Raw genomic sequence first — 24,474 nt, 5'->3', positions numbered from 1 at the left:
ATGGTCCGACCGATGCCGGGGGCGGGCGCGCATCGCTGTTTCTTCTTGGCGAAAATACCCAAGATCCGACCTCCGCCGGGGGCGCACCCCGTCGCTCAGATCAGCCCTTCGGCGGCAAACAGCGCCCTGACATCGGCTTCGGGTCGCGCGCCGTAATGGCCGATCACCTCCGCCGCCGCGATGCAGCCCATGCGTCCGGCCACGTCCAGCGGTTGCCCGGTGGCGAGGCCGTAGAGAAACCCGGCGGCGAATTGATCGCCCGCGCCGGTCGTGTCTACCGGCTCGACGCGACGCACCGGCACCGTGACCGTCTCCTCGCCCTCGACCAGCACCACGTCATGGCCCGACCGGGTGCAGACGATGAGGCCGCTCTCGCCCGCCGCCTGTTCCAGCGCCGCACCCAGATCATCGGTCTCGTAGAGCGCGCGCCACTCGTGCTCGTTGCCGATCACGAAATCCAGCTCACGCAGCAGCCCGCGAAAATCGTTGCGGTGGCGGTCCACGCAGAACGGGTCCGACAGCGTGATGCCCGCGCGCCCCCCCCCCGCCCGCGCCGCCCGCGCGGCCCGCTCAAACGCCGCCTTGCCCTTGGGCTTGTCGAAGAGATAGCCCTCCAAGAACAATAGCCCCGCCTGCCCCGCCACCGCGTCCGGCACGTCGCCCTCGTCCAGTTCGGTCGAGATGCCGAGATAGGTGTTCATCGACCGCTCGCCATCGGACGTCACAAAGATCATCGAGCGCGAGGTGGGAAGATCGCCGTCACCGCGCGGGGCGTTGACGAAATCGGTGCCCACGTCGGCCATCGCATCGGCATAGAACCGGCCCAGCGCGTCGTCGCTCACCCGCCCGATGAACCCGGTCGAGAGGCCCAGCGCCCCCAGCCCCGCGATCGTGTTGGCGACCGACCCACCCGGCATCTGCTGCCGGTCGGTCATGTTCTCGTAGAGAAACTCGGCGCGTTCGGTCTCGATCAACTGCATCACGCCCTTGTCGATACCCATCCGGGCAAGAAAGACGTCGTCGCATTGGCTGATCACGTCCACCACGGCGTTGCCGATGCCGACGGCCTGATACTTGGTCATAGGGTCTTGTCCTCGAATAAACAGAGATCACGGATGAGACAGGTGCCGCAGGCGGGCTTGCGGGCCTTGCAGACATAGCGCCCGTGCAGGATCAGCCAGTGATGCGCGTGGCGTTGGAAATCCACCGGCACGTTGTCCTCGATGGCGCGCTCGACCGCGTCGACGTTCTTGCCCGGGCAGATGCCGCTGCGGTTGCCGACGCGGAATATATGCGTATCCACCGCCTGCGCGGGATAGCCCCACCACATGTTGAGCACCACGTTGGCGGTCTTGCGCCCGACGCCGGGCAGCGATTGCAGGGCGGCGCGGGAATTGGGCACCTCTCCGCCATACTCCTCCACGAGGATGCGGCTGAGCTTCATCACGTTGCGGGCCTTGTTGCGGTAGAGCCCGATTGTCCGGATATGCGCGATCAGGCCCTCCTCGCCCAGGTCCAGCATTTTTTGCGGCGTGTCAGCCACCTGGAAGAGATCGCGGGTGGCCTTGTTCACGCCCGCGTCGGTCGCTTGCGCCGAGAGGGCAACCGCGACGACGAGCGTATAGGCATTGACATGCGCCAACTCACCCCTTGGCTCTGGCTCGGCGGCCTGAAAGCGGGCAAAGATCTCGCGGATCGTGTGATAATCGAGCTGGCGCGCCATGGCGGCTTAATGCCGGGATTTCGCGGGATGCGCAACATTCGGGTCGCGGGGGACGCACGCGCCGCTTATCTTGTGGCAAAGCTGTCAGGAAATGCCGATGACCGATCTCGACCAGAGCTATCACTACAACGTCATTCGCCGCGCCATCGATCTGATCGACGCGACGGACTCGGACCTCCCGCTCGACGATCTCGCGGGCGAAATGGGCATGAGCCCCGCGCATTTCCAGCGGCTCTTCTCGGCATGGGTCGGCGTCTCGCCCAAGCGCTACCGGCAATACCTCGCGCTTGGCCACGCGCGGACGCTGCTGGCCGAGCGCTTCACCACGCTGGAGGCGGCGCAGGCGGCAGGGTTGTCGGGATCGGGGCGGCTGCATGACCTGTTCCTGCGCTGGGAGGCGATGAGCCCCGGCGAATTCGCCCGCCGCGGGGCGGGGCTCAGCATCCGCTACGGCTGGTTCGACAGCCCCTTCGGCGAGGCGCTGGCGATGGGTACGGATCGTGGGCTGTGCGGGTTGGCCTTTGCCAGCGAGATAGGACGCGAGGCGGCCATGACAGACCTGCGCGCGCGCTGGCCGGAGGCCGACTATGCCGAGGACCCTGCCGCCATCGCGCCCTGGGTCAAGGCGGGCTTTGCCGGGCGGGGCGAGGCCAGGCTGCACATGATCGGCCCGCCCTTCGGGATCAAGGTATGGGAGGCGCTGCTCAATATCCCCACGGGCCATGTCACGACCTATTCCGAGATCGCCCGCGCCATCGGCCATCCGCGCGCCGTGCGCGCCGTGGGCACCGCCGTGGGGCGCAACCCGGTGAGCCTGCTCATCCCCTGCCACCGCGCACTGCGCAAGTCGGGCGGACTGGGCGGCTATCACTGGGGCCTGCCGGTCAAGCGCGCGATGCTGGCGCGGGAAAGCGCGCGGGCCGACGGATAGGCGGAAATCCGCGTGCGTGACCACCTCTTTTTTCCATGAAATCGCCTTGGGGCGGGGCATGTTATTGCATATCCCCGAATCAGACCCGATGTTACGGGAGTATCAACCAATGAGGCATTCATCATGATCCGGACACGCACTCCGATCCTTCTTCTTTCCGGCACGGCGCTGATGCTGGTCACGGCCTGCACCGATCCGGGCTATGTCAGCGGGCAGGACCCCAACCAGAAGACCAAGCAGGGCGCGATCCTGGGCGGTATCATCGGCGCGGGCACCGGCGCCGTCGTCAGCGACGACAAGGGCAAGGGAGCCGTGATCGGCGGCATCCTCGGTGCCGCGGGCGGCGCGGCCATCGGCAACGCGCTCGATAAGCAGGAAGCCGAACTGCGCCAGCAACTCGACGACGACGTGCGCATCGTCAATACCGGCGACCGGCTCATCCTGACCATGCCGCAGGACATCCTCTTTGACGTCGACAGCGCCAGGGTGACGCCGGTCTTGCGCGACGATCTGTTCAAGGTGGCCAACAGCCTGCAGCGGTATCCCAACACCACGGTTCAGGTGGTGGGCCATACCGACAGCGACGGCGCGGCCAGCTACAACCAGAGCCTCTCGGAGCGCCGCGCCAACGCGGTGGCCGACGTGCTTCGGCAGGGGGGCGTGTCCTACGGTCGCGTCCGCGCCTATGGCCGCGGCGAGTCTCAGCCAGTGGCGTCGAACCTCACCTCCGAGGGCAAGCGACAGAACCGTCGGGTGGAAATCGTGATCCTGCCAAACGCCTGAGCGGGCGCTGCCCCGACGCAAAGCAAATGGATATTTATGGCAAGATGAAGCAGGGGCGGTCCATCGGGCCGCCCCTGTCGCTTATTCCGCCGCGACCTCGGCCGGCTCGACGCGCACCGCCGAGTACTTGAACTCGGGGATCTTGCCATAGGGGTCGAGCGCCGGATTGGTCAGGATGTTGGCCGCCGCCTCGACATAGGCGAAGGGCAAAAACACCATGTCCGGCGCGATCGCGCGATCCGCCCGCGCCATGATCCGGATCGAGCCGCGCTTGGTGGTCAGTTGCACCATGCCGCCCGGCTCCACCCCCATCTTGCGCAGGGTCGAGGGATGCATCGAGCAGTTGGCCTCGGGCTCCACCGCGTCGAGCACGCTGGCGCGCCGGGTCATGGAGCCAGTGTGCCAGTGCTCCAACTGTCGGCCCGTCGTCAGCACCATCGGGTAATCCGCGTCCGGCACGTCATCGGGCGGGATGATCGACGCGGGGGTAAAGCGCGCCCGCCCCTCGGGCCGCGGGAAGCCGTCGCCGAACACAACCGCCTCGCCCGGGCCATCGGGCGTCTTGCATGGGTAGGTGACGGCGTTCTCGCGTTCCAGCCGCTCCCAGGTGATATTGTCGAGCGAGCGCATGTTGATCTTCATCTCGGCAAACACGTCCGCCGGGCTGTCATACTGCCAGCCAAGCCCCATCCGGTTGGCCAGCGCCATCGTGATCGCCCAATCCTCGCGCGCCTCGCCCGGGGGGCGGACCGCGAGGCGGCCCATCTGCACCTGCCGGTTGGTGTTGGTCACGGTGCCGGACTTCTCGTAGAAGGCGGAGGCGGGCAGGATCACGTCGGCATAGTTCGCCGTTTCGGTGATGAAGATGTCCTGCACCACCAGATGCTCGAGCTTGGCGAGCGCATCGCGGGCGTGTTCCACGTCCGGGTCGGACATCGCCGGGTTCTCGCCCAGGATATACATGCCCCTGATCGCGTCCGCGTGCACCGCGTCCATGATCTCTGTCACCGTCAGGCCCTTTTCGGCGCTGAAATCGCCCGACTCCCAAACCTCGGTAAAGGCCCGGCGCACGCCGTCATCGGTCACCGTCTGGTAATCGGGCAGGAACATCGGCACGAGCCCCGCATCCGACGCGCCCTGCACGTTGTTCTGGCCGCGCAGCGGGTGCAGCCCGGTGCCGGGTCGGCCGACATGACCACACATCAGCGCGAGGCTGATCAGACAACGCGAATTGTCGGTGCCGTGAATATGCTGCGAAATCCCCATGCCCCAGAAAATCATCGCGGATTTCGCCCCGGCAAACTCGCGCGCCACGGCGCGCAGCGTCTCGGCGGGGATGCCGCAGATCGCCTCCATCTTCTCGGGCGGGAACTGCGCCAGATGCGCCTTCTCGGCCTCCCAGTTCTCGGTGAAGGCCTCGATATATTGCTGGTCGTAGAGCCCCTCCTCGACGATCACGTGGCAGATCGCGTTGAGCATCGAGACATCCGCGCCCGGCTTGAACTGCAGCATATGCGTGGCAAACCGGCGCAGCCCCACGCCGCGCGGGTCCATCACAATGAGCTTGCCGCCGCGCTTGGTGAACTGCTTGAAATAGGTGGCGGCGACCGGGTGGTTCTCGATCGGGTTGGCACCGATGACGATGGCCACGTCGGCATTCTCGATCTCGTTGAAGGTTGCCGTGACGGCCCCCGATCCGACGTTCTCGATCAGCGCCGAGACCGACGAGGCGTGGCACAGCCGCGTGCAGTGATCCACGTTGTTGTGACCAAAGCCCTGGCGGATGAATTTCTGGAACAGATACGCCTCTTCGTTGGTGCATTTCGCACTGCCAAAGCCCGCGACGCTGGCCCCGCCATGCGTGTCCTTGAGCCGTTTGAGCCCACCGGCGGCGATATCAAGCGCCTCGTCCCAGTCCGCCTCGCGGAAGAACTGATGCCAGTTGCCGGGATCGACATTCAGGCCCTTCTCGGGCGCATCCTCGCGCCGGATCAGCGGCTTGGTCAGCCGGTGCGGGTGGTGGATATAGTCATACCCGAACCGCCCCTTGACGCACAGCCGCCCCTCGTTCGCGGGGCCGTTGATCCCCTCGACATATTTGACGCGGCCGTCCTTGACCTTGAGCGAAACCTGGCAGCCCACCCCGCAGAAGGGGCAGACGCTCTGCACTTCCTCGTCGTAATCGGCGCTGTCGCCCTGCTGCTGGTCGTCCATCACCGAGGCGGGCATCAGCGCGCCGGTGGGGCAGGCCTGCACGCATTCGCCGCAGGCCACGCAGGTGCTCTCGCCCATCGGGTCGTCGAAATCGAACACCGGGTAGGCGTCATGGCCGCGCCCCGCCATGCCGATCACGTCGTTGACCTGCACCTCGCGGCAGGCGCGCACACACAGGTTGCACTGGATGCAGGCATCGAGGTTGACCCGCATCGCCACGTGGCTGTCGTCGAGCAGCGGCACGCGGTCCTTCTCCACCTTCGGAAAGCGGCTGTGGGTCACGCCATTGGCCTCGGCCATGTCCCACAGGTGGCTCGACGCGTCGTGCGACACGTCACGCTCGGGCTGATCGGCGAGCAGCATCTCGACCACCATCTTGCGCGCGCTTGTCGCCCGCGCGGAATCGGTGGTCACCACCATGCCATCGCGCGCCTCGCGGATGCACGAGGCCACCAGCACGCGCTCGCCCTCGACCTCGACCATGCAGGCGCGGCAATTGCCGTCGGGGCGGTATCCGGGGGCGGGTTTGTGGCACAGGTGCGGGATCACCAGGCCGCGGCCATTGGCCACCTCCCAGATGGTCTGGCCGGCCTCGGCCTCGACCTCGCGGCCATCGAGCATCAATCGGATCGTCTGGGCCATGGCGCGCCTCCCTTGCCTCGCGGCTTGTAGAACATGGGGACGCCGCAGACGGTCTGTCAATCCCGACACAAGCACGCGGTTTTGCGCCACGCCGCCACCGGGGGACACCAAAGCAAAACGCGCCGCGGTCTCCCGCGGCGCGCTATTGCTGTCGGGTCAGGGGGGTGCGGCTCAGTCCGCCGCTTCCTCGCTCTTGGCCTCTTCGCCGGTCTCCTGGTCCACGACCTTCATCGACAGGCGGACCTTGCCGCGATCGTCGAAGCCCAGCAGCTTCACCCAGACCTCCTGGCCCTCCTTGAGCACGTCGGAGGGATGGTTCAGGCGGCGGTTCTCGATCTGGCTCACATGCACCAGGCCGTCGCGCTTGCCAAAGAAGTTCACGAAGGCGCCGAAATCGACGATCTTGACGACAGTGCCCTTGTAGATCTTGCCTTCTTCCGGCTCGGCCACGATCGAGTGGATCATGTCATAGGCCTTCTGGATGGCATCACCGTTGGGCGAGGCGATCTTGATGATGCCCTCGTCATTGATGTCGACCTTGGCACCCGAGACCTCGACGATCTCGCGGATCACCTTGCCGCCCGAGCCGATCACTTCACGGATCTTGTCGGTGGGGATCTGCATGGTCTCGATGCGCGGGGCATGGACGCTGAACTCGTTGGCACCCGAGAGCGCCTTGTCCATCTCGCCCAGGATGTGCATCCGGCCTTCCTTGGCCTGTGCGAGCGCCACACGCATGATCTCGGGGGTGATCCCCGCGACCTTGATGTCCATCTGCAAGGACGTGATGCCCTCGGCAGTGCCCGCGACCTTGAAATCCATGTCGCCGAGATGGTCCTCGTCACCGAGGATGTCCGACAGCACCGCGTAAGAGCCGTCTTCCTCCAGCACGAGGCCCATCGCCACGCCGGCAACGGACGTCTTGAGCGGCACGCCCGCATCCATCATCGACAGCGACCCGCCACAGACCGAGGCCATCGACGACGACCCGTTCGATTCCGTGATCTCGGAAACCAGCCGGATCGTGTAGGGGAAATCCGTCGCCGGCGGCAGCACCGCCTGAAGCGCGCGCCACGCGAGCTTGCCGTGACCGATCTCGCGCCGTCCCGGAGGGCCGACACGCCCCGCCTCGCCGACCGAGTAGGGCGGGAAGTTGTAGTGCAGCAGGAAGTTGGACTTGAAATTGCCGTGCAGCGCATCGACGAATTGCTCGTCATCGCCGGTGCCGAGCGTCGTGACCACCAGGCCCTGCGTCTCGCCACGGGTAAAAAGCGCCGAGCCATGCGTGCGCGGCAGCAGGCCGGTCTCGCAGGCGATGGGGCGAATCTCATCCAGACGGCGACCGTCGATCCGGTTGCCATTCTTCACCACGTCGCCACGCAGCACCACCGACTCGAGCTTCTTGAGCGCGGCGCCGAGATTGGCATCCTCGAGCTGTTCCTCGCTCAGTTGCGCCTTGATTGCCTCTTTCGCGGCAGAGATCGCGTGCGTGCGCTCCTGCTTGTCACGGATGGCAAAGGCGGCGCGCATCTGCTCTTCACCGGCGGCTTTGACGGCGGCGAAAAGCTCCGAGTAATCCGGCGGGGTGAAATCGAACGGCTCCTTGGCGCATTCCTCGGCGAATTCCACGATCAGGTCGCAGACCGGCTTGATCTGCTCATGCGCGAAAGTCACGGCGCCGAGCATTTCCTCTTCCGACAGCTCATAGGCCTCGGATTCGACCATCATCACCGCGTCGCGCGTGGCCGCGACCACCAGGTCGAGCCGCTGCTCGGGGTTGTTGCGCAGCTCGTGCATGTCGTCGATCTCGGGGTTGAGGATGTATTCCCCATCCGCATACCCCACGCGGCAGCCGCCGATCGGCCCGCGGAACGGCGCGCCCGAGATCGTCAGCGCGGCGGAAGTGGCGATCATCGCCACCATGTCCGGGTCGTTGACGAGGTCATGGCTCAGCACGGTGCACATCACCAGCGTCTCGTGCTTGAAGCCGGGCACAAAGAGCGGGCGGATCGGCCGGTCGATCAGGCGCGCGGTCAGCGTTTCCTTCTCCGACGGGCGCGCCTCGCGCTTGAAAAAGCCGCCGGGCACCTTGCCCGCAGCATAGTATTTTTCCTGGTAATGAACGGTCAGCGGGAAGAAATCCAGTCCCGGCTTGGGTTCCTTGGCAAAGGTCACGTTGGCCATGACCGACGTTTCGCCAAGGGTGGCAACCACCGACCCGTCCGCCTGACGGGCGATCTTGCCGGTTTCAAGAGTGAGGGTTTCCTCCCCCCACTGCATCGATTTTTTCGTCTCAGTAAACATCACGTTTCCTAGCTTGGCCCGCCGGGCGTATCCCGCGCGGCCCGTTTCTTGCGGGGCCCCATGCCCCACGGCCCTCTCGTGTTCATCCTGCGACACCGGCGAAGGCCGGTCCGGGCCGCAATCGGATCATGCGAAAACCGCGCCCCGTTGGGGCGCGGCTTATGGTGTCAGCGGCGGATGCCGAGGCGCTTGATGAGGTCGCGATAGCGGTCCTCGTTCTTGCCGCGCAGGTAATCCAGCAGCTTGCGACGCTGTGCGACCATCTTCAGAAGGCCACGGCGCCCGTGGTTGTCCTTCTTGTGGGTCTTGAAATGCTCAGTCAGGGTGGTGATCCGCGAGGTCAGGATGGCGACCTGTACTTCGGGAGAGCCGGTATCGCCCTCCTTGGTCGCGAAGTCCTTGATGACGCGGGATTTCTCTTCGACAGTGATCGACATCGGTCTCTCCTTCGGTCCGGGGGTTGCGGGCACAAGCCGGGATGTCGTCCAGCAAGGTCCGTTTCCCCGCCGCGTTGCCGCGCCGGGGGGTCTCGCGCGTATAGGCCAACTGCGCGCGAAAGAAAAGCATGAATCCGCCCCGGGCAAGGCCCGCGATCACCACCGCCTCACCCGGCGGTCAGCACCGGCATCTGCACCTGCGCCACCAGCGCGACATGGTCGAGCGTCAGCCCCTCGGCATCGGCAATGCGCGCGATCTCGATACCGTCGAGCAGCAGGCGCTGCGCCGCCGGATCGTCGGCATCCGGTTCGAGCGTGATCTCGGGCTCCGCCCCCTCCGGTGCGTCATGAAACACCATAAGCATGTCGTCCGCCGCCGAAAAATCGAGGATTTCCGCCTGGTGATCGGCGTCGAGCCAGTCGCCCAGCATCACCGTGTCGGACCCGCCGCCGGTGGTCACGATATCGCCGCGCCCCGCCACGATCACGTCGTCGCCACCGCCTCCGTTGAGGTAATCGCGACCGGTATCGATATCGTCAACGCCATCGGTCGCCGGGTCGTCCACGATCCCCATCACCGTATCATCGCCATGCCCGCCAAAGAGCGTGTCCGACCCCATGCCGCCATCCAGCCGGTCATCGCCAAGGTCGCCGTGCAGTGCATCGTCACCCTCCCCGCCCGAGAGCGTATCGTTCCCGGCGCTGCCCACGAGGCTGTCATCGCCGTCGCCGCCCGAGAGCATGTCATCACCGTTGTGCCCGAACAGCCGGTCGTCGCCCGCCCCGCCATCGAGCGTGTCGGCCCCGTCCCCGCCGTGCAGCGTGTCATCGCCCGCGCCACCGCGCAATTCGTCATCGCCGTCACCACCGCGCAGCTCATCCGCACCGCCGTTGCCGTCGATCACGTCCGCTCCGCCGCGTCCGCCGATCATCTCGGGATCGTCGCCGCCGGTGATGGTCTCGGCAACGTCCGTGCCATCAATGATCTGCCACCCCGTTGCCGCGTCGGTGTCTTCGGGCCCGGTTTCACTGTCGTCCGCGTCTTGCGTGGCGATGCCGTCATCCACCACCGCATCCAGGGCCGCGCTCAACAGGTCCGATCCATCGCCAGGGGGAGCCTGGTCCGTACCGGACGCATCGCTCCCGTTGCCGGTTTCGGACCCGTCAGTCGACGCGTCCTCCATGTCACCGCCAAGCCCGACAAACACCGTGGCCCCGACGGCCGCCATTCCCAGAAGACTCGCAATAAACAACATTGCACAACCCCGCGCACCACCGCACGAGAATGCCACCCGCTGCTCGCAACAGGCAACATATATCTGGCAGGCTGGTTAACGCTCCTCGGCGACCGCCTCAGGGGCGCGGCCCGGCGGATAGACCTCGTATCCCGGCTCCTCGGGTTCGTCATCGACCATGTCCGCCGGAAAGCCCGGTGCCGTGATGTCGAGCCCCGTGGCCTCCTCCAGCCGCCGGATGATGTCGTCGGATTGTGCCCGCGCGCCATAGCGCGCCATCCCGTCGCGGAAAATGTCGATCATCATCGGCGAGATTTCCAGCGGCACGCCCGCGCGCTCGGCGATCGACTGAAACAGGCCGATATCCTTCATCACCAGGTCCATGGTGAAATTGATGTCGCGCGAGCCATTGAGGATCACCTGGCTCTCCGTCTCGTGCACGAAGGACGTGCCCGAACTGATGCGGATCGCCTCATAGGTGGTGGCAAGGTCCATCCCCGCCGCCTTCATCGTCACCAGCGCCTCGCAGACCGACAGCAGGTTGGCGGTCGCGAGGTAGTTGGTCATCACCTTGAGCACCGAGGCGCTGCCCAGCTCGCCGGTATGCAGCACCCGCCGCCCCAGCGTCGTCAGCAGTGGCAGGATGCGCTCGAACGTGGCGCGATCACAGCCCGCGAAGATCGAGATGTTGCCCGTCGCCGCGCGGTGGCAGCCGCCAGAGACCGGGCAATCCACCGCCGCCCCGCCGCGCTCGATCACCATGCCGCCCAGACGGGTGATCTCGGCGGCGTCGGTGGTGGACATCTCCAGCCAGATCTTGCCCGGCCCCACCTCGGGCAGCATTTCCTCCATCACGCCCGCGCTCGCCGCGGGCGAGGGCAGGCAGGTGATGACCGCCTCGCAGTCGCGCATCATCTGCGCGGGGGTTGACGAAACCTTGCAGCCCCGCGCGGCAAAGCCGTCGCGAACCTCCCGGTTCAGGTCGTGAACCTGCAGGTCGTGGCCGTTGCGCAAGAGGCTTCCGGCCAGCTTGCCCCCGACATTTCCCAGCCCGATGAATCCGATCCGCATGTGCCCCTCCCGGCAATAAGTTGATTTGCCAGCCTTTCGCGATTCTCTCGTGAAAATCAAAGGGGAAATTTCACCGCCTGGCCGGGGCCTTCAGGGCACCCGCAGCGTATCCCCCGGCTCGAGCCGCGGCTCCAGCGCGATACGCACCCGCTCGCGCGCCTCGGGGCCAGAGGCTTGTGCAGCGATGATCTCGGCGGCCTTGCGCCCGATCTCGAGCCGGCAAGCGTCCATCGTCGCCAGACGGCGCGGCAAACCATCGAGCAGCTCGACCCCGTTGAACCCCGCAAGCCCGATCCGGCCGGGGATATCCACGCCCTGTTCGAGCAGGTAGAGCAGCCCGCCCGCCCCGATCATGTCGTTGGAATAATAAAGGAAATCCAGGTCAGGCGAGCGGCGGAGCATCTCGGCGGTCATCTCGCGCCCCTTGGCCAGCGCCGAGCCGCCGGAATAGAACTCGTGATCGGCCATCTCGATTCCGGCCTTGGCCAGCGCCTCGGTGAACCCCTCGAAACGTTTGCGCGCGCGGTGGTCGAGCGGCATCTTGGTGCCCATGAAGCCGATCCGGCGATAGCCCGCGCGGATGATCGCCTGCGCCATCTGCTGCCCGGCGCGCCTGTGCGAAATGCCCACCACGGAATCGATCGGCGTGCCGTCCACGTCCATGATCTCGACCACCGGAATGCCGCTCGCGCGCAGCATGGCGCGGCTCGCGTCGGAATGCTCCAGCCCCGCGATAATTACCCCGGCGGGCCGCCAGGACAGCATTTCATATAGAACTTTCTCTTCCTTTTCAGGACGATACCCTGTCAGCCCCACCACCGGCTGAAGCCCGGTTTCCTCCAGCACGCCGGTAATCCCGGTCATCACCTCGGGAAACACCATGTTGGACATCGACGGGATGATCACCGCCACGAGGTTGACCCGCTGGCTCGCCAGCGCACCCGCGATCTTGTTGGGCACGTATCCCAGCCGCCGCGCCGCCTCCAGCACGCGCAGGCGCGTGGCCTCGGACACGTCGCGCTTGTTGCGCAACACGCGGCTCACGGTCATCTCCGACACGCCCGCCGCCTCCGAGACGTCGCGCAGGGTCAATGGGTGGTGGTCGGGTGGGTTCAAGACCGTGGTCCGGATGGGAAAAGCATGTCCTCACTTAGCCCGATCGCACGTCCGCGATCAAGCCGGAGCGAAAACCCCGATGACAAACCCTGCCCAAGCCGCTAGACCACCGCCCCAAGGCCCCGTGGCTCAACTGGATAGAGCAGCCCCCTCCTAAGGGGCAGGTTGCAGGTTCGAATCCTGCCGGGGTCGCCAGCGACTAAAGGCAAACCCCCACCTAATGCATTTCGTTTAAACATAAATCTGTAACCTCGGCACAAGATCAACAGCATCGGAGTTCCTCCAGCACATGCTCGAGGCTGTGCCCCGCCAGGTCCACACGGTCCTGACCGACAACGGCATCCAGTTCGCCGAACGGCCCAGAAACCGGAACACCATCTACTCCCGGTCGATGCGCTTCGACATGATCTGCGATGCGAATGGGATCGAGCACCGGCTGACAAAACCGAACCACCCGTGGACCAACGGCCAGGTCGAACGGATGACCGTGGCTTTGACGAGGAAAGAAGACGCCGCCCCGACCCCCAACTCTTACAGGGCGGCCTGGCATGAAAGGGGGGATGGCTGACTGGCCGCTGCGCTGCACGGAAAACAATTGATCAACCGGCCTCATCAGGCGACGTTGTCGTCAAACGGCAGTCTGCTTGGGGAATGTCGGCTACAGGAGGCGGGTATGAGTGGGTTGATGGCATTGCTGGACGACGTGGCGGCTCTGGCCAAGATGGCAGCGGCGTCGGTCGATGACGTGGCAGGGCAAGCGGCCAAGGCAGGGTCCAAGGCGGCAGGCGCGGCGATCGACGACGCGGCGGTGACGCCCAAGTACATGCAGGGATTTTCGCCCGCGCGCGAATTGCCGATGGTGTGGCGCATCGCGCGGGCGTCGCTGATCAACAAACTGGTGTTCCTGTTGCCTGCGGGGTTGGCCCTATCGGCCTTCGCGCCGTGGCTGATCCCTCCGATCCTGATGCTGGGCGGGGGCTATCTCTGCTTTGAAGGCGCCGAAAAAGTCGCACATTTCCTAGGGTTTGGTAAAGGTCACGGCGGGCCGGACGGAAGCCACATCGAAGGGGATGCCGCGCATCTGGAGGAACAGAAGGTTGCGGGCGCGATCAAGACCGATTTCATCCTGTCAGCCGAGATCATGACGATCGCTCTGGCCGCGCTTCCTGAAAGCGTGCTCTGGATGGAGGCGGCGACGCTGGCGATGGTGGCGGTGGGGATCACCGCGCTGGTCTATGGCGCGGTCGCACTGATCGTGAAGGCCGATGACGTGGGGCTCTACATGGCCGAGAATGGCCGACTTGGACTGACCCGCGCCTTGGGACGCGGAATCGTGCATGCCATGCCCAAGTTCATGAACTTGTTGATGATCGTCGGCACTGCCGCGATGCTGTGGGTGGGCGGATCGATCATCCTGCACGCACTGGACCAGATGGGTTTCCCGGCGATGTATGACTGGATTCACCATGTCGCGGTTGCCGTTGCACAAGGGATAGGCCAGTGGCAGGGAGCCGTTGAGTGGGCCGTCACGGCGGGCCTTGACGGGGTGTTCGGGCTGGTGCTTGGTCTGGCCCTGATCCCGGTTGGGCTGAAAGTCATCAAGCCTGTATGGACGCGGCTGGCGCCCGCGCCCTGATGCACAGGAAATTGGCAGGAATCTGCAAGTCTTCCCCCGGGTTTGTGTGAAACCCGAAGGCTACGCACGACTTTGATCTCGACGCCGAAGGCCGCCGGTGTTCGCGCTGCTCGGCTCGCCCTGCCGCTTACGCCTCGCTGATTGTCTGAGGGAGGTCACCCTATACGCCAAAGGGCGTTTTAGAGCCGCTCACCGCCATCTATGACCAGTGCCAGCCCGGTGACGAAACTCGACCGCTCCGAAGCTAGGTAGACGATGCCGTCGGCGATCTCCTCGACACTGGCCCACCGGCCCATCGGGATCGTGTCTGCGACATAGGATTCGAGTGCTGCGCGCCCGCCCATCTGAATCTCGAACCCGGCATTGAAAGGCGTATCGACGAAACCGGGGCAAAGCGCGTTGAAGCGGATGTTTTCGCGCGCATAGTCCGCCGCCATCTGCTTTACCATCGCAACTGCGGCATGCTTGGTCGTGGCGTAGGAGATCATGCCCCGGTCATATTGACAGCCCGAGTTGGATGCGGTGACGATTACCGATCCGCCGCCTTGCGCACGCATCGGCGCGACCACCGCCTGCGCCAGCACGAAATGCGCCCTTACATTGAGCGCCCATGCAGAATCCATTTGCTCTGACGTGACATCCTCCAGCCGTCCGGGAATCTGGATGCCGGCATGGCTGTGCAGGATGTCGATGCGCCCGTGGTCACGGACGATCCGGTCGACGGTGGCCCGACAAGCCGTGTCATCCCTTGCATCGAGCGCGAAGGCCAAGCCTTGCCCGCCTTCGGCTTCGATCCGTGCAAGTGTCTCCTCCGCGAGGTTAGCCGCTAGGTCGGTTACGATCACGGTGGCCCCGTCGCGCGCCATTGCGCAGGCCCCTGCCCTACCGATACCCGATCCGGCCGCTGTGACCAGCGCGATACGATCCTTGAGCTTTCCTGTCTCCTGCAAAGCGATTTATCCCTTTCCCCTGGAATGGCCTGGCCGCAGCAGAATTTGCGCGACGATCAGAAGCGTGAGAGAGGCCACCATCACCATTGTGCCGATCGCGTTGATCTCGGGCGTCACCCCGCGACGGATGGACGAAAAGATGTAGATGGGCAGCGTCGTCTCCGATCCAGCAACGAAGAACGCCATGATGAAGTCATCGAAACTGAAGGTGAACGCCAACAGAAAACCCGCAAGGATGGCCGGCGCGATCTGTGGGAACGTCACCTGCATGAAGGTTCCCAACGGACTGGCCCCTAGATCGTTAGACGCCTCGATCTGGGCGCGGTCGAAGCTTTCCAGTCGCCCGCGCACCAGCAGCACGACGAGCGACATGGTGAACATGCCGTGCAAGCCAATGAGCGATCCCAGGCCCAGGGAGAGGCGCCACCCGGTCAGGCTCTCGATCCAGGGATTCACGAGATCGAAGAGCGTGACAAGCGCGATGAGCGTCGCGATGCCGATCACGATACCGGGAATCATCACCGCGATCTGCACCAGCACGTCAAAGATTGCACGCAGCCGTCCTTTCATGCCCGTGAGCGCCAATGCCGCCATGGTCCCGGCAAGCGTGGCCAGTATGGCCGAGAAGAACGCCACCTTGAGCGACGTCCAGAGCGCCTCCATCACGAAGGGATTGTTGAGGGCGCGCGCATACCATTCGGTCGAGAATCCCTGCATCGAACTGGCATTGCGCCCCGCCGAGAACGAGAACAGCGCGATGATCGAAATCGGCAGGTAGAGAAACCCGTAGACGGCGACGGCATAAAGTCTCATGGCACCCTCACATCAGCCCGACATCGTCGCGGGTGGCTCCGAACCGTTTCACCACCCGTGTGTAGAGCGCCACGACGATCAGCATGATAACGATCAGCGCCACTGCCACGGCAGAGCCGAAAGCCCAGTTGCGCGATTGCAGGAACAGATCGACCAGCGCGTTGCCGACAAAGAACACCTTGCCGCCTCCGAGGATCGCCGGGATCAGGAATTCTCCGGTCAACAGGATGAAGACCAGCATGGAGCCGGTGAGAACACCCGGCATGGAAAGCGGCAGGGTGATCTGCAGAAAGCTGCGCCAGGGTGGTGTCCCAAGATCAGAGGCGGCTTCCAGCAGGCTCTTGTCGAGCTTTTCCAGCGCCACGTAGATCGGAAAGACCATCAGTGGCAAATAACCGTAGACAATACCCACGAGCACCGCGAAGGGCGTGTTGATCAGTTGTATGTCCCCGAGGCCGATCGCCTCCAGAAAGGCCGGAATCCCATTGCCGCCAAGCAGGTAGATCCACGCATAGGAGCGGATCAGGATCGACGTCCAGAACGGCACGATCACCAGGATCAACAGCATCGTCTTCCAACGCACCGAAACCCTGAGCGCCAGGTAATACGCCAGCGGATAGGCGATGAGCAGCGCCGCGATGGTGCCGAGAGGTGCGAGCGTCAGCGTGTTGCGAAAGGCAGCAAAGCGCGCTGGAAGGTTGGCATATTGCTCCAACGTGAAGCCGGGCGCATAGCCCCCGATCGGGTTGCGCTCGCCGAAGGAAAAGATCAGGACGACGGCCAGAGGGAACAGTAGCAACGCCGCATACCACAAGCCTGCGGGCGTCAGGAGCAGCGTGCGCGCCCGTGTTTGTGCCATGGCCATCGTCCGTCTCCGTTTCCGCGCCTCAGGCCGACTTGAACCGCGCCATGAGCTCAGCCCGGTTCGGATCGGTCAGGGTCACGGCCGCACCAAATTCCAGCGCACTCAGCCGTTCGGCCGCGGGATAGAGGATCGGATCATTGAGCAGGTCCTCGGGCAGGAGCGCATTGGTCCGCGCATCGGCCACCGGATAGCCATGTGCGAGCGCCTCTCGCGCGTTCACCTCCGGATTGAGCAGATAGTCGATCAGCGCATAGGCCGCCTCGCGATGCGGAGCGTCCTTGGGGATGGCATAGTAATCCGACCAGATCTCGCCGCCCTCCTTGCCGAGGGCAAAGCCGATCTCGGGCATATCGCTGTTCATCTGCTTGCCGTCGCCGGTCCAGCACATCGTGAGCCAGGCATCGCCATTGCGCATCGACGGCTGGTAATCCGAAGAGATCGCAAAGAGATGGGGCTTCACGTCGATCAGAAGCTTTTCGGCATCGGCCAGTTCCGCCTCATCGACCGAGTTGAAGCTGTGGCCGAAATAGACCAGCGCATTGCCGATGGTGGTCAGCTGATAGTCATGAACCATCACCCGCCCGTCGAACTGATCGCGCGCGCCGTCGAAGAAGGTCTTCCAGCTATCCACGACACCGCCGGTCTTGTCGGAGTTGTAGGCGATACCTGTAGTGCCCCAGTTCTTGGGCACGGCATAGACGGTGCCGTCGATCGTGCCCGCATCCGCAAAACGCTGATCGAACGCCGCAGGATCGTAATTCGGCAGCTTCGACAGGTCGAGTGGCTCAATCAGGTCTGCCTCGACATAGGTAGAGATCGCGTAATTGGTCGGCACGAAGACATCCCAGCCCGACCCGCCCGCTTGCAGCTTGGCCAGCATTTCCTCGTTCGAGCCGAAGACATTGACTTGGGTATAGACGCCCGTGGCATCGGTGAATCGGTCGAAATTCGACGCATCGTGATAATTGGGCCAAGTGGCCAGAACCACGCGGTTGCCCAAGTCTTGCGCCCGCGCGCGACCGGGTAACAGTCCGGGCATGGCTCCGCCCATCACGGCCATCGCGGCACCCAGGCCCGTCACCCCCAGGAAGTGCCGACGCGTGATCGAGCCCTTCTCGTAACGGCGAAGTTCTTCCATGAATTTCTGCCGAGTGATCGGCGCATTATCTTTTGTCATGATCATTCTCCCTTGCTGGATTGTTCAGGTTCAGGCTCGGTCAGTTTTCAGCGGCCAGGACACGCCCTGCCTCCGCCGCCCACAGGATATGGACCTCATCGCCCACCTCGTGCCTGCCCGACGCTCTTTCGGCCTGTCGTGGCAGATTCACCTGCACAGGACCGATTCCCTCGGCCTCCAGCAGGTATTCGGTATGATCGCCGAGAAAGGTGCGATGGGTGATTCGCGCCTTGAGTGCGGCATCTCCGGGACTCGCCGCCACGCCAATACCAAGAGCCTCGGGCCGCACGACGATCTCGATCTTTCTGCGCGTGTCCGGCCCCTCCTCCGACACCAGAACCTCCGCGCCCGAGGGCAAAACGACCCGCGCGCACCCATCTGCCCTCTCGACGATTTCACCTGACAGGATGTTGGCCTTACCCACGAAATCCGCAACATAGCGGTTGCATGGTCGATCATAGAGATCCTGTGGGGTGCCCACCTGCGCGATCCGCCCGCCGCCCATGATGCAGATACGGTCTGACATGGACAGAGCCTCTTCCTGATCATGGGTGACAAGCACGAAGGTGATCCCAAGGCTCCGCTGAAGATCGAGCAGCTCGCGCTGCATATCGGCGCGCAGCTTTGCATCGAGCGCCGCCATTGGTTCATCCAGAAGCAGGACTGTCGGCTCGTTGATGATTGCCCGGGCAAGCGCCACACGCTGCTGCTGACCACCTGACAATTCCCAGACGCGGCGCCCGCCGAAATCCTCGAGCCGGACAGTCTCGAGCGCCTTCGCAACCCGCGTCGCGATCTCGGCCTTTGCCATTCGCGGGCGGCGCTGACGCAGGCCATAGCTCACGTTCTGCGCCACGCTCATATGCGGAAAGAGCGCATAATGCTGAAACACCATGTTGACTGGGCGCCGATAGGACGGCACCGCACTCATGTCAGAGCCATTGATCCTAACACAGCCTTCACTCGGCTCCTCGAACCCGGCAAGCATCCGCAACGCCGTCGTCTTTCCGCAGCCCGAAGGACCGAGGAAAGATAGAAATTCGCCCCGCCGGATTCCGAGGTTCAATTGATCTGCCGCGAGGACGGCCCCGAATCGTTTGGAGACATTAATAAATTCTGCGACGTGATCCTCACGCGCATCCTGGTTTTCTGTTGTCTCCGCGGATGCTCGCATGTCTCTTCCCGTTTCCGCATATGCGTCCAGCATATCACATCCTGTCATTATAGACCCAAGAAGGGGTATGCCCTGCTTGACGAAAATGCTACGAAAAGATGATCTAACTGTATATACCACAAAGAGCATAGACGACCATGAAATCTCAGCTTTCGGACTGGACCCGGTCTTGTGCGTGTGCCGTTGAAACCTTGGGCACACCCGGTCTGCCTACAGCGCTTACCGATGCGCTGCGCGCCGTCGTGCCGTTCGAGTTCACGGTGATCTTCGCCTATCACCGCGACCACAAACCTCTTGATCTTTTTGATGACTTTCCTGCCACCAAGCGCAAGGTGATGGTCGACGATTACCAGGAAGGGCCGTATCTCCTCGACCCGTTCTACCTGCACTCCCAAAGTCCAACTGAAACCAGATTGGCGCGCTTGCGCGACCTGGCACCCGATCGTTTCTACCAGGGCGAATATTTCCGTAATTACTATGTTCAGACCGGCCTTGCCGAAGAAATAGGCTATGTCATCGACGTTGGCGACGACGTCAGCGTGGTCATATCCGCGATGCGCGAGCACAAGGCCTTCTCGGCACGCGAGTTCCGCGATCTCGAGAGCCTGCTACCATTCGTCGCCGCCACCGCGCGAAAGCATTGGTGCGGCCTGATCGGTCAGTTCTTGTCCCAACCGGCGAGCAACGGGCAACGTCTGCCCCGGTTGATAGAAGACGCATTTCAAAGTTTCGGACGGAACCTGCTTACACCGCGTGAGGCCGAGGTGGTCGAATACATCCTCAAGGGCCACTCCGCCGATGCCACCGGCCGTGCACTTGGCATCACCTCCGGCACGGTGCGCATTCACCGGCGCAACATTTACGCCAAGCTACGCGTGAGCTCACAGGGTGAATTGTTCTCCAAGTTCATGGCCTCTTTGTCGGAACTGGGCTGATCACTCGCAGCTAGTGGGCGCAGACTGATGGCAGAGAGGCGCTAGCAGTTCCGGCAGAAGAAGTGCAGACGCGCATTCTTCATGACAGTTGAAAGGTGTCAGCTACGTAACAAGATAGCCCAGGTTCCCGCCGTCAAAAACGCCTTGATAGGGCATCGTCAGCGGACCGGCACACAATTTTTCGTCAAACAGGTTGGGCCATCGGGCAGACATTCAGGCCGCCCATCGGCCAATCCTTTTTCAATGCTCGGCGATCGCGGACCGCGTTGTCAGCCATATCGTCGCCGCGCGACCGCTTAACCCTTCTTCAATGTATCGCTGAAACCGCGCCCGAAGCACGTCTGGCAAAGGTGCTGACATGATCCATCCTCCAAAACAGGATGACCCACAAAATCATACGCGTGGGAATCCCCGCGATTCAGGTTTTGGGCGACACGCTGCCAGTGGAGACAAGTTCGAGTTCGTCTGACAGCACCCTTGAAACTACCGCAAGGCCAGATCAACCGCTTGAAGACCCTCAAGCGCCCAGTGTACGGAAAAGCCGGGCCAGAATTGCTCAGAGCCCGAATGCTGCCCCTCCCACATAGATTGAGGCAGAACCAGGTTGAGGGCAACGCGACAACCGGACAAGCAGATAGCTCTTTCGGAACAATCGCCTCTTATCCCGACCGGCGGGCAGTGTCGTGTCCGAGTCCAAGCCCAGCTCTGGCGGCAGATCGGAAACATCCCTGGTGACCGTCCGGTTCAGCCTTTCCCGGTCGGAACCAAAGTGGTCCAGGCGTCATATTGCGACAGGAACACCTCTCCGCTCATCTCGTCCAGAAAATGACTGCGCTGGAGGCGGTCCATCACCGGCCCCTTGACCTCGCTCAGGTGCAGGATGATGCCGGCCGCCTTGAGCCGTTCGTTGATCGCCTCCAGGCTTTCCAGCGCGGAAAAGTCGATCTCGTTCACCGCAGAGCACATCAGCACCACATGGCGCAACGCGCAATCCTCGGCGATCCGGTCCTGGATCAGATCCTCCAGAAACCGCGCATTGGCGAAATAGAGGCTCTGATCCACCCGCAGGGTCAGCAGCGTCGGATCGGTCTCGACCTCGTGGCGCAGAATGTTGCGGAAATGCTGCGTGCCGGGGACCAGCCCCACCTCGGCCACATGCGGGCGCGAGGTCTTGTAGAGATGCAGCGCCAGCGACAGGATCACGCCCGTAGACACCCCCGCCTCCACCCCCAGCCCGAGCGTGAGCAGGATGGTGGCCAGAACGGCGGCGAAATCGGCCTTTGAATAGGCCCAGGATTTGCGCAGGATCGAGAAATCCACAAGGCTGAGGACCGCCACGATAATCGTCGCCGCCAGCACCGCCTTGGGCAGAAAGAAGATGAGCGGCGTCAGCGCCAGCGCCGCGATGGCCAGTCCCACGGCGGTAAAGGCCCCGGCGGCCGGTGTCTCGGCACCGGCGTCGAAATTCACCACCGAACGGGCAAAGCCGCCCGTCACCGGATACCCACCGGTGAAGGCCGCGCCGAGATTGGCCGCGCCCAGCCCGATCAGCTCCTGATCGGGGTCGATGCGCTGGCGTTTCTTCGCGGCCAGCGTCTGCGCCACCGAGACCGATTCGACAAAGCCGATGACCGAAATGAGCAAGGCAGGCACAAGAAGCGCGCCCAGCAAGTCGGGCGAAAGATCGGGCATCGTGAGCGGCGGCAGGCCCTGCGGCACCGCCCCCACGATGGCCACGCCGCGCGCATCGAGGCCCATCAGCCAGACCGCCGCCGTGCTCAGCGCCACCGCCACCACCGGCCCCGCCTTGGCCAGGATATCGGCGGCGCGCGGGGCAAGACCCGCACGCATTAGCACGGGTTTCAGACCCTTGCGCACCCAGAACAGGAACGCCGCCGCAAGCACGCCGATCACCAGCGTGGCCAGATGCACATCGCCCAGATGCGCCGCCAGCGATGCCAGCATCTCGACCAGCGTATGCCCGCCCGCAGGCACGCCGAGGATATGTTTGAGCTGGCTCGTGGCGATGAGCACCCCCGATGCCGTGATGAAGCCCGCGATCACCGGATGGCTGAGGAAATTGGCGACAAAGCCGAGCCGGAGCAGTCCCATCCCCAAGAGCATCGCCCCCGACAAAAGCGCCAGCGTCAGCGCCGCCGCCGCATAGCCCATGCTGCCCGCTTCGGCCACCTGCCCGATCGCCGCCGCCGTCATCAGCGACACCACCGCCACCGGTCCCACGGCCAGCGCGCGGGAGGTACCAAAGAGCGCGTAGAGCACGATCGGCACGATCGAGGCATAGATCCCCGCCTGCGCAGGCAGTCCCGCCAGAAGCGCATAGGCCAGCGATTGCGGGATCAGCATGATCGTCACGATCACCGCCGCCACCAGATCACTGGTCAGCGTGTCGCGGGTATAGCTGCGCCCCCAGTCCAAGGGGGGGAAATAGCGGGAGAGCGAGGGCATGACAGGCGGTCTTTCCATTTCAGGACGAAAAAAGGCGAAAGGCCCCGGGTACGGAACCCGGGGTAGTCAAGGTGCGGGCACAGGGCCGGGTCTAGCCCCCGGCGCTGATCTTCTCGGGCCGGGCCATCCATTCGCGCCCGCGCAGCATCGCCTTCCAATAGATCGGCGGCAGCATCTTTTCCTTGAGCAGCCAGGCCAGACGGCTCGGCTTGGTGCCGTCGATGAGAAACCCGGGAAAGCTGGGCTTCATCACCCCGCCATAGCCGAACTCGGCCAGCACGACCTTGCCACGCTCTACTGTAAGCGGGCAGGAACCGTAGCCGTCATATTGCGCCACCGGTTCGCGCCCCATGATATCGGCCACGATATTCTCAGCCACCACCGGGGCCTGCTTGCGCGCCGCGGCCGCCGTCTTGGCATTGGGCGCGTTCATCACGTCACCCAACGACCAGATGTTGTTATAGGTCTTGTGGCGTAGTGTCGCCTGATCCACATCCACCCATCCTGCGGCATCGGCGAGCGGTGAGACCCGGATGAAATCCGGCGCGCATTGCGGCGGGCAGACATGCATCATGTCGAACTCCATCATCACGCGCTCGGGCTCGTGATCGGGCTTCTTCACCTCGAAGATGGCCTTTTTCGCCGGGCCGTCCACGGCCACGAGATTGTGGAAGAAATCGAGCCGCGCGCCGTATTTGTCCATGTAGGATTGCAGCGCGGGCACGTAATCCTTGACCCCGAAGAGCACCCCGCCCGCGTTGCAGAACCCGATCTCGATATCCTTGAGCCGACCGGTGCGATGCCAGTGATCCGCCGACAGATACAGCGCCTTTTGCGGCGCGCCCGCGCATTTGATCGGCATCGGCGGCTGGGTAAAGAGCGCGCGGCCCGTCTTCAGCCCCTGCACCAGTTCCCACGTATAGGGGGCCAGGTCGTAGCGGTAATTGGAGGTGACACCATTGCGCCCCAGCGTTTCCTCCAGCCCCTCGACAGCGGCCCAATCGAGCTTCAGCCCCGGGCAGACCACCAGGCGGTCGTATTTCACCACGCGGCAACCGTCGAGGATCACGGCATTGTCCTTCGGCTCGAACGCAGCCACGGCGGATTTGATCCAGTGTACGCCGCGCGGAATGAGGCTGCCCATGGTCTTGGCGGTCTCGGCGGGCTCGAAGATGCCGCCGCCCACCATGGTCCAGCCGGGCTGATAGTAATGGATTTCCGCCGGGTCGATCACGGCGATCTCCAGCCCCGACTTGCGCGCTTTCAGGCTCGCCGCCACGGCAATACCGCCCGCGCCGCCGCCCACGATCACCACGTCAAAGGACGCATCTCCCGTATCGGTGGGCGTCTTGCCACCATTGACGATCCGCCGCGCGACTCCGGCCATGTCATAGCCCGCCGCCTTGGTGGCGGCGAGGATCTCGGGCACCGGGCGGCTCTTTGCCTGGCTCAGGGACCAGAGCGTGGCCGAGCGCGTGCCGGTGCGGCAATAGGCCAGCACCGGGCCGGGCAGTTCCATCAGCGCCTGTCCAAAGCTTTCGGCATCCGCGTCCCGAACCATGCCCGACGTCACCGGCAGATAGCGCGCCTCCAGCCCCGCCTTTTTCGCAGCCGCCTCGATCTCCTCGAAATTCGGCTGGTCAGCCCCCTCGCCATCGGGGCGGTTGCAGATGATGGCACGAAAGCCCGCATCACGGATCGCCGCCATATCCTCGGCACCGATCTGGGGGCTGACCGACAGCGCGTCGGTCACCTTGTTGAATTGCATCGCGTGTCCTCCCGTTTGGGGTCCTGCGCCCTGAAATCAGAGCCGGTTCACCGGCACTTTCAGCATCGGGTTGCCGTCGCGGTCCTTGGGCACCGCGCCCGCGCGCATGTTGACCTGCAACGACGGCAAGATCAGCCGCGGCATGTCCAATGTCGCGTCGCGTTCGGTGCGAAAGCGCACGAATTCTTCCTTCGTCTTGCCGCCGCCCACGTGGATGTTGTGCGCCTTTTCCTC

General features: G+C 64.0%; 19 protein-coding genes, 1 tRNA gene and 2 pseudogenes. 6 read left to right on the top strand and 16 right to left on the bottom strand.

Going from position 1 to position 24,474, the window contains the following annotated elements; all coding sequences use genetic code 11:
- Positions 1–95: 95 nt before the first annotated feature.
- Both CRJ03_RS15225 and nth read right to left on the bottom strand, forming a co-directional pair.
- Positions 96–1,082, bottom strand: coding sequence for an adenosine kinase (locus tag CRJ03_RS15225; RefSeq protein WP_104019728.1), 987 nt, complete (start codon positions 1,080–1,082; stop codon positions 96–98).
- The gene (gene nth, locus CRJ03_RS15220) at positions 1,079–1,723 is read right to left on the bottom strand and encodes an endonuclease III (protein WP_104019727.1); all 645 of its coding nucleotides are present in this window, start codon (positions 1,721–1,723) and stop codon (positions 1,079–1,081) included. Before nth ends, CRJ03_RS15225 begins: the two co-directional genes overlap by 4 nt.
- A gap of 97 nt (positions 1,724–1,820) precedes the next feature.
- Here nth and CRJ03_RS15215 point away from each other — a divergent pair, with 97 nt between their 5' ends.
- Together CRJ03_RS15215 and CRJ03_RS15210 are read left to right on the top strand one after the other, a co-directional pair.
- On the top strand, positions 1,821–2,654 hold the full coding sequence (locus CRJ03_RS15215; protein WP_240611694.1) for a methylated-DNA--[protein]-cysteine S-methyltransferase: 834 nt from the start codon (positions 1,821–1,823) through the stop codon (positions 2,652–2,654).
- 123 nt (positions 2,655–2,777) lie between these two features.
- Entirely contained in the window at positions 2,778–3,437 is a 660-nt protein-coding gene (locus tag CRJ03_RS15210; RefSeq protein ID WP_104019725.1) for a YiaD family glycine zipper/OmpA-like lipoprotein, read from the top strand.
- A gap of 81 nt (positions 3,438–3,518) precedes the next feature.
- Here CRJ03_RS15210 and fdhF read toward each other — a convergent pair whose 3' ends face one another.
- From fdhF to CRJ03_RS15180, 6 genes are all read right to left on the bottom strand, one after another.
- Positions 3,519–6,293, bottom strand: coding sequence for a formate dehydrogenase subunit alpha (fdhF, locus tag CRJ03_RS15205; RefSeq protein ID WP_104019724.1), 2,775 nt, complete (start codon positions 6,291–6,293; stop codon positions 3,519–3,521).
- A 171-nt stretch (positions 6,294–6,464) separates the two neighbouring features.
- A complete protein-coding gene (gene pnp, locus CRJ03_RS15200) occupies positions 6,465–8,597 on the bottom strand; it encodes a polyribonucleotide nucleotidyltransferase (protein ID WP_104019723.1) in 2,133 nt (710 codons plus the stop codon).
- A gap of 167 nt (positions 8,598–8,764) precedes the next feature.
- The gene (gene rpsO, locus CRJ03_RS15195; RefSeq protein ID WP_104019722.1) at positions 8,765–9,034 is read right to left on the bottom strand and encodes a 30S ribosomal protein S15; all 270 of its coding nucleotides are present in this window, start codon (positions 9,032–9,034) and stop codon (positions 8,765–8,767) included.
- Between the two features lie 167 nt (positions 9,035–9,201).
- Positions 9,202–10,290, bottom strand: a complete 1,089-nt coding sequence (locus tag CRJ03_RS15190) for a calcium-binding protein (protein ID WP_104019721.1) — start codon at positions 10,288–10,290, stop codon at positions 9,202–9,204.
- A gap of 75 nt (positions 10,291–10,365) precedes the next feature.
- Positions 10,366–11,340 carry an NAD(P)-dependent oxidoreductase gene (locus CRJ03_RS15185; RefSeq protein ID WP_104019720.1) on the bottom strand — a complete coding sequence of 325 codons (975 nt, stop codon included), beginning with the start codon at positions 11,338–11,340 and terminating at the stop codon, positions 10,366–10,368.
- Positions 11,341–11,430: 90 nt separating this feature from the next.
- Positions 11,431–12,456: a LacI family DNA-binding transcriptional regulator gene (locus CRJ03_RS15180; RefSeq protein ID WP_104019719.1), complete on the bottom strand. Its 1,026-nt coding sequence runs from the start codon at positions 12,454–12,456 to the stop codon at positions 11,431–11,433.
- Positions 12,457–12,574: 118 nt separating this feature from the next.
- Here CRJ03_RS15180 and CRJ03_RS15175 point away from each other — a divergent pair.
- The 3 genes and pseudogenes from CRJ03_RS15175 to CRJ03_RS15165 all read left to right on the top strand — a co-directional run bounded on the left by CRJ03_RS15175 (position 12,575) and on the right by CRJ03_RS15165 (position 14,092).
- Positions 12,575–12,651 (top strand) — tRNA-Arg (locus CRJ03_RS15175).
- 73 nt (positions 12,652–12,724) lie between these two features.
- Positions 12,725–12,940, top strand: a pseudogene (locus tag CRJ03_RS15170) (IS481 family transposase); the annotation flags it as partial.
- Positions 12,941–13,129: 189 nt separating this feature from the next.
- Entirely contained in the window at positions 13,130–14,092 is a 963-nt protein-coding gene (locus tag CRJ03_RS15165) for a DUF808 domain-containing protein (protein ID WP_104019718.1), read from the top strand.
- A gap of 179 nt (positions 14,093–14,271) precedes the next feature.
- Here CRJ03_RS15165 and CRJ03_RS15160 read toward each other — a convergent pair whose 3' ends face one another.
- The 5 genes from CRJ03_RS15160 to CRJ03_RS15140 are packed head-to-tail and all read right to left on the bottom strand — an operon-like array spanning position 14,272 to position 18,963.
- Positions 14,272–15,042 carry an SDR family NAD(P)-dependent oxidoreductase gene (locus CRJ03_RS15160; RefSeq protein ID WP_104019717.1) on the bottom strand — a complete coding sequence of 257 codons (771 nt, stop codon included), beginning with the start codon at positions 15,040–15,042 and terminating at the stop codon, positions 14,272–14,274.
- Between the two features lie 6 nt (positions 15,043–15,048).
- Positions 15,049–15,855, bottom strand: a complete 807-nt coding sequence (locus CRJ03_RS15155; RefSeq protein ID WP_104019716.1) for an ABC transporter permease — start codon at positions 15,853–15,855, stop codon at positions 15,049–15,051.
- Between the two features lie 7 nt (positions 15,856–15,862).
- Positions 15,863–16,720, bottom strand: coding sequence for an ABC transporter permease (locus CRJ03_RS15150; RefSeq protein WP_104019715.1), 858 nt, complete (start codon positions 16,718–16,720; stop codon positions 15,863–15,865).
- Between the two features lie 22 nt (positions 16,721–16,742).
- Entirely contained in the window at positions 16,743–17,897 is a 1,155-nt protein-coding gene (locus CRJ03_RS15145) for an ABC transporter substrate-binding protein (protein ID WP_104019920.1), read from the bottom strand.
- A gap of 40 nt (positions 17,898–17,937) precedes the next feature.
- A complete protein-coding gene (locus CRJ03_RS15140; RefSeq protein WP_240611700.1) occupies positions 17,938–18,963 on the bottom strand; it encodes an ABC transporter ATP-binding protein in 1,026 nt (341 codons plus the stop codon).
- A gap of 245 nt (positions 18,964–19,208) precedes the next feature.
- Between CRJ03_RS15140 and CRJ03_RS15135 the strand changes: the two genes are divergently transcribed.
- Positions 19,209–20,006 (top strand): helix-turn-helix transcriptional regulator, encoded by a 798-nt coding sequence (locus tag CRJ03_RS15135; protein ID WP_104019713.1) that lies wholly within the window; start codon positions 19,209–19,211, stop codon positions 20,004–20,006.
- Positions 20,007–20,750: 744 nt separating this feature from the next.
- On the opposite strand, the gene CRJ03_RS15120 is transcribed toward CRJ03_RS15135, so the two are convergent.
- The 3 genes and pseudogenes from CRJ03_RS15120 to CRJ03_RS15110 all read right to left on the bottom strand — a co-directional run.
- Entirely contained in the window at positions 20,751–22,472 is a 1,722-nt protein-coding gene (locus tag CRJ03_RS15120; RefSeq protein WP_104019711.1) for a SulP family inorganic anion transporter, read from the bottom strand.
- A gap of 91 nt (positions 22,473–22,563) precedes the next feature.
- Complete coding sequence (locus CRJ03_RS15115) at positions 22,564–24,240, bottom strand: bifunctional protein tyrosine phosphatase family protein/NAD(P)/FAD-dependent oxidoreductase (RefSeq protein WP_104019710.1); 1,677 nt, start codon at positions 24,238–24,240, stop codon at positions 22,564–22,566.
- Between the two features lie 36 nt (positions 24,241–24,276).
- Positions 24,277–24,474 (bottom strand): annotated as a pseudogene (locus CRJ03_RS15110) (MBL fold metallo-hydrolase); the annotation flags it as partial.

Source organism: Roseovarius nitratireducens (assembly GCF_002925845.1).
In the GTDB taxonomy this organism is placed as follows: Bacteria; Pseudomonadota; Alphaproteobacteria; order Rhodobacterales; family Rhodobacteraceae; genus Roseovarius; species Roseovarius nitratireducens.
The sequence above is the reverse complement of the archived record's forward strand: the minus strand, read 5'-3'. Positions and strand labels throughout refer to the sequence as shown.

Excerpts from the sequence above, each read along its gene's own strand:
- fdhF (WP_104019724.1), bottom strand. The coding sequence starts at position 6,293 with ATGGCCCAGACGATCCGATTGATGCTCGATGGCCGCGAGGTCGAGGCC.
- CRJ03_RS15225 (WP_104019728.1), bottom strand. The coding sequence starts at position 1,082 with ATGACCAAGTATCAGGCCGTCGGCATCGGCAACGCCGTGGTGGACGTG.
- CRJ03_RS15190 (WP_104019721.1), bottom strand. The coding sequence starts at position 10,290 with ATGTTGTTTATTGCGAGTCTTCTGGGAATGGCGGCCGTCGGGGCCACG.
- CRJ03_RS15210 (WP_104019725.1), top strand. The coding sequence starts at position 2,778 with ATGATCCGGACACGCACTCCGATCCTTCTTCTTTCCGGCACGGCGCTG.
- CRJ03_RS15155 (WP_104019716.1), bottom strand. The coding sequence starts at position 15,855 with ATGAGACTTTATGCCGTCGCCGTCTACGGGTTTCTCTACCTGCCGATT.
- CRJ03_RS15215 (WP_240611694.1), top strand. The coding sequence starts at position 1,821 with ATGACCGATCTCGACCAGAGCTATCACTACAACGTCATTCGCCGCGCC.
- CRJ03_RS15115 (WP_104019710.1), bottom strand. The coding sequence starts at position 24,240 with ATGCAATTCAACAAGGTGACCGACGCGCTGTCGGTCAGCCCCCAGATC.
- CRJ03_RS15135 (WP_104019713.1), top strand. The coding sequence starts at position 19,209 with ATGAAATCTCAGCTTTCGGACTGGACCCGGTCTTGTGCGTGTGCCGTT.
- nth (WP_104019727.1), bottom strand. The coding sequence starts at position 1,723 with ATGGCGCGCCAGCTCGATTATCACACGATCCGCGAGATCTTTGCCCGC.
- CRJ03_RS15145 (WP_104019920.1), bottom strand. The coding sequence starts at position 17,897 with ATGACAAAAGATAATGCGCCGATCACTCGGCAGAAATTCATGGAAGAA.
- CRJ03_RS15150 (WP_104019715.1), bottom strand. The coding sequence starts at position 16,720 with ATGGCCATGGCACAAACACGGGCGCGCACGCTGCTCCTGACGCCCGCA.
- CRJ03_RS15120 (WP_104019711.1), bottom strand. The coding sequence starts at position 22,472 with ATGCCCTCGCTCTCCCGCTATTTCCCCCCCTTGGACTGGGGGCGCAGC.
- pnp (WP_104019723.1), bottom strand. The coding sequence starts at position 8,597 with ATGTTTACTGAGACGAAAAAATCGATGCAGTGGGGGGAGGAAACCCTC.
- rpsO (WP_104019722.1), bottom strand. The coding sequence starts at position 9,034 with ATGTCGATCACTGTCGAAGAGAAATCCCGCGTCATCAAGGACTTCGCG.
- CRJ03_RS15165 (WP_104019718.1), top strand. The coding sequence starts at position 13,130 with ATGAGTGGGTTGATGGCATTGCTGGACGACGTGGCGGCTCTGGCCAAG.
- CRJ03_RS15185 (WP_104019720.1), bottom strand. The coding sequence starts at position 11,340 with ATGCGGATCGGATTCATCGGGCTGGGAAATGTCGGGGGCAAGCTGGCC.